The organism is Pigmentiphaga sp. (assembly GCF_019689535.1).
Classification (GTDB): Bacteria; Pseudomonadota; Gammaproteobacteria; order Burkholderiales; family Burkholderiaceae_B; genus Pigmentiphaga.
This window is the reverse complement of sequence record NZ_JADGHH010000241.1, coordinates 1-4,431: the sequence shown is the minus strand read 5'-3', so window position 1 is coordinate 4,431 and position 4,431 is coordinate 1. Positions and strand designations below refer to the sequence as shown.

Annotated in this window: 4 protein-coding genes; 3 read left to right on the top strand and 1 reads right to left on the bottom strand. The window is 67.6% G+C overall.

Features of this window, described 5'->3' with window-relative positions; all coding sequences use genetic code 11:
- The first annotated feature begins 229 nt into the window (after positions 1–229).
- From IRZ12_RS15860 to IRZ12_RS15850, 3 genes are all read left to right on the top strand, one after another.
- Positions 230–1,084 (top strand): mechanosensitive ion channel family protein, encoded by an 855-nt coding sequence (locus IRZ12_RS15860; RefSeq protein ID WP_296470471.1) that lies wholly within the window; start codon positions 230–232, stop codon positions 1,082–1,084.
- 40 nt (positions 1,085–1,124) lie between these two features.
- Positions 1,125–2,351 (top strand): FAD-dependent monooxygenase, encoded by a 1,227-nt coding sequence (locus IRZ12_RS15855; RefSeq protein ID WP_296470466.1) that lies wholly within the window; start codon positions 1,125–1,127, stop codon positions 2,349–2,351.
- 98 nt (positions 2,352–2,449) lie between these two features.
- Positions 2,450–3,193 (top strand): DsbC family protein, encoded by a 744-nt coding sequence (locus IRZ12_RS15850; RefSeq protein WP_296470463.1) that lies wholly within the window; start codon positions 2,450–2,452, stop codon positions 3,191–3,193.
- 47 nt (positions 3,194–3,240) lie between these two features.
- Here the strand turns inward: IRZ12_RS15850 and IRZ12_RS15845 are convergent.
- A partial coding sequence (locus tag IRZ12_RS15845; protein ID WP_296470461.1) for an MltA domain-containing protein occupies positions 3,241–4,431 on the bottom strand: 1,191 nt, incomplete at its 5' end.

Genomic DNA, 4,431 nt, shown 5'->3' with positions numbered 1-4,431 from the left:
GCCATCTGGGTGTGGCGGAGCGCACGGCCGGCTGGCGGCCAGGGTCCGGCAGAGGGTGCGTCGGGGACGCAGGGGCCGCGGGCACCGGACATCGTGCACGCGTGGGCGGGGCGCCGCAGCGGGGCGTGCCCTCGGGCGCCGGGGCGCCCAGACTGAACCATAACACTGCGCGTGGGGTTGACACCAACGTAGAATGGCGCCATTGCGCTTTGCGGATACGCTCGTTTCCATGGACGTCATTACTTCGGCCTGGGCCCGGTTCACCGCCTGGTTTCATGCATCCGACACGCCCGGCCAGCTCATACTGACCGTGGTGGTGTTGGCGTGCGCGACGCTCGCCACCCGCGCCGCTGTTCGCTACTACCGCGACAAAGGCTCGGGTTCCAAGGGCGAGCGGCGCACGGGCTACTTGACCGTGCGCAACGCCATCGCCATCGTCACGCTGCTCCTGCTGCTCTTCATCTGGGGCGGCCAACTCCGCCATTTCGCGTTGTCGGTCGCCGCGCTGGCGGCGGCCGTGGCGATCGCCAGCAAGGAGTACGTGATGAGCGCCCTCGGGTCGCTGATGCGCGCGACGCAGCGCACCTATTCGGTCGGCGACATCATCGAGATCAATGGCATGAAGGGCGAAGTGCTGACCATCGACCTGTTCACCACCACGCTTCTGGAGCAGGCGTCGTCAGGCTTGGTGACTGGGCGCGTCTGCCGTTTCCCCAACATGCTGTTGCTGCTCAATCCCGTGCGGATGATTTCCGCGATGGGCACGTTCGTCCTGGAAACCGTACGGGTGCCGATGGAGCCGAGCGACGATATCCCCGCCGCGCAAGCGCGGTTGCTGAAAGCCGGGCGCGCGGTGTGCGAACCGTGGCTGCAGCAGGCCAACATGCACTTTCGTCACATCGAGGGTGCGTATTTGATTGCGTTGCCCGACAGCGAGCCGCTGGTCGTCATCGAACCGGTCGATCCCAAGCGGCTCGACATCGTGCTCCGCTTTCCTTGCCCCAGCAATGAGCGCCTCAGCACCCGGCAGCAGATCCTGGGCCATTATTACCGCCAGCTCAGGGAGGAGGCTGCGAACGGTTGAGGCGGCGCTGTACACTGGCGCCACTATCGTCGCTCATGCCATGACTTCAGCTTCGTCCAACCACGCAGACATCGTCGTAGTCGGCACCGGCATCGCCGGCTTGGCCACGGCACTTGCGCTTGCCCGCCAGGGGCTGGCCGTGGCCCTGGTGGGGCCGCGCGCGCCGCTGCCCCCGCTCGAGCCCGATCGCTTCGACCCGCGCGTCTACGCCATCTCGCCCGCGAGCCGACAGCTGTTGGCGGAATTGGGCATCTGGGATGCCCTGCCGGCCAATCGCATCGCCGGCGTGCGGGCGATGGAAATCTTCGGCGACCGGCCCGCATGGGGCAGGCACCCCGGAAGGTTGGGCTTGTCTGCCTGGCAGGCTGGCAGCGACTACCTCGCATGGATCATGGAGTCGCGCGAGATCGAGCGTGTGCTGCGCCAGGCGGTGCAGTGGTCCGGGATACGTTGGGTGGCAGAGGCTTTCACCGGGGCCGAGCGTGGTCCCGACCGGTCCGGCTGGACGCTGCAGACGGCGGGGGGCACGACGCTGCATGCCCGCTTGGCGGTGGCGGCTGACGGCGCCGACTCGCGCCTGCGCGCGGCCGCGGGGTTGACGGTCGAGCGTTTCGATTACGGCGCGACCGGAGTGGTTGTACATTTGAGGTCGGCGTTGCCGCACCAGGAGTGCGCCTGCCAGTGGTTCACGCCCGACGGCGTGTTGGCCCTGTTGCCCATGCCGGACACCGACGACGGGCACCAGGTGTCCATGGTCTGGTCCATGCCGCGCGCCCAGGCCGACGCCTTGCTGGCGCTGCCCGAGGAGGATCGGGCCGCGACGCTCGAGGCGCGCTTGGCCGCCGCCACGCGCGGGCGATTGGGCGACTTGCGGGTGCGCGGCACCATGCACGGCTTCCCGCTGGCGCTGCAGCGTTGCCCGCAGTTGGCGCATGAGGGCGTGGCGCTCGTGGGCGATGCCGCGCACGTGGTGCATCCATTGGCGGGGCAGGGGTTGAACCTCGGGCTGGGCGACGTGCAGGCACTCGTCCGGGTCCTCGGCGGGCGCGAACCGTTCCGGCAGGTGGATGATCCGCGTTTGCTGCGCCGATACGAACGGGCCCGGGCCGAGCCCCTATTGGCCATGAGGACGGTGACCGACGGTTTGTTTCACCTGTTTGGCTCGCAGCCAGCCCCGGTGGCTTGGCTGAGGAATGCCGGACTGGACTTGGTGGACCGCATGCCCTTGCTCAAGCGCATGCTGGTCAACGGTGCCTCGGGCGCGTGAGCGCACGGGCAGGCAGGGGCGGGCTGCGTTGTGCGCCCGAACCGACGAGCATGAAGAACGGCGTGTGCCCTTCCGGCGCGCGCCTGCAAGGAGAACGCATGAAACGTACGCTGACATCCATCCTGGTGGCCGCCGCCTTGGTGCTGCCGGCTGCCGCGGCCTGGGCGCAAGCGACTTCGTCCAAGAGTGCAGGGACGTCCGAAGAGGTCGTCAAGCAGCGGTTCCTGCAGAGGTTCGGCGAAGTCGGCGTGGAGGGGGTTTCGCGTACGCCTTACGGCCTGTATGAGGTGCGCATCGGGGCGGAACTGGTTTATACCGACGAGAAGGTCAGTTTCGTCCTCGATGGCAGCCTGATCGATGCGGCCACCAAGCGGAACATCACGCGCGAGCGCAAGGAGCAGTTGCTGGCCGTGAAATTCGATGAACTGCCCCTGAACCTCGCGATCAAGCAGGTTCGCGGCAATGGCTCCCGGCGCATCGCCCTCTTCGAGGATCCGAACTGCGGCTATTGCAAACAGCTCCGCCGCTCGATGGAAGGCATCGATAACCTCACCATCTATACCTTCCTGTATCCCATCCTGTCGCCGGATTCGCTGACCAAATCGACGGCCGTATGGTGCTCGGCGGATCGCGGCAAGGCCTGGGATGATTGGATGCTGCGCGGCAAGGCCCCGCAGGCCAAGTCGTGCGATGCACCCATGCAGGAGCTCTTGGCGCTAGGCAAGAAACTCCGGGTGACGGGTACGCCCACCATTATCTTCGGGGACGATACGCGCGTCGGCGGCGCGATCCCTGCGGATCGCCTCCGCCAGCGGCTCGACGCCATGGGCAAGGCGGGTTGAGCGCCTCGGGCGGCGCCGCCGTGTGATGGCGTGCCGCCGGAGCGGAATCAGCGTGCCGGGGCGGGCACGCCTTCACCCTTGGGCCACAGCACCCACAGCCGGCTCGGCTGCTTCATGCGGCCGGCCATCTCCCCGGCCTCGTCGCCGAATCCCCAGAACACATCCACCCGGGCTGGCCCCTTGATCGCGGCGCCGGTGTCTTGTGCCAGCGCCGCGACGTTCAGCGGTTGCTTGGAATTGGGCTGGGTCGTAGAGAGAAACACCGGGGTGCCCAAGGGCACGATGGACGGATCCACCGCCAGTGAGCGCAGGGGAGTCAGGGGCAGGCCCATGGCGCCTTTCGGGCCCTCTGACGGGTCGAGCACGGCCTCTTCGCGGAAGAACACCACGGCGGGGTTGGCGTTGAGCATTTCTTTCACCCGTCCGGGGTTCTTGCGCGCCCAGGCGCGTATGCCTTGCATCGAAGCCTGGCTCATGGTCAGCTCGCCCCGGTCGATGAGCCATTTCCCGATGGAGACGTACGGATGGCCGTTGTGATCGGCATAGGCGAGCCGTATGGTGCTGCCCTGGCCCGGGCCGGTGTCGAGCACGGCGCGGCCGGTGCCTTGCACCTGTAGGAAAAAAGCATCGATCGGGTCGTTGACCCAGACGATGGCCGGCGGCTGCCGTTCGGGCCGCTCGATCTCGCTGCGGGTGTCGTACGGCACGACGCGCTTGCCGTCGAGTTTGCCGCGAATGCGCTTGCCGGCGAGCTCGGGGTAGAGCGAGCCCAGGTCGATGGTCAGCAGGTCGGCGGGCACGGAATAGAGCGGCCATTGATAGTCGCCGCCTCGTTCGCGGGACGCGTGGACCAGCGGTTCGTAATAGCTGGTGGCCAAGCCCGTGGCCTGTTCTCCATTGGGGTCACGCACGGACCACGGCTGCAGCCAATGCTCGAGAAAGGCGCGCACGGCATCTGCCGTCGGCGCAGGCGGCAGTTCGCGCGCGGCGGCGCAGGTCTGCTGCCACGCGTAGGGGTCGGCCATCTGCGGCGCGCTGGTGGAGGCAGGGCGGCCGGTGCGAAGAATGATGGAGCGGCAATTGGCGAGAAAGGGACGCCACAGCTTTTCCACCGGGTCGGTTTTCCAGCCCGGCAATTGTTGCCAGCTCGCCTTGGCAAAGTGCTTGCTGCTTTGCACCGGCGGAAGATGCGCGGGCCGCGGCACCGGCGGTGGCAGCGGGCGGGCGCTTTCCGGGGC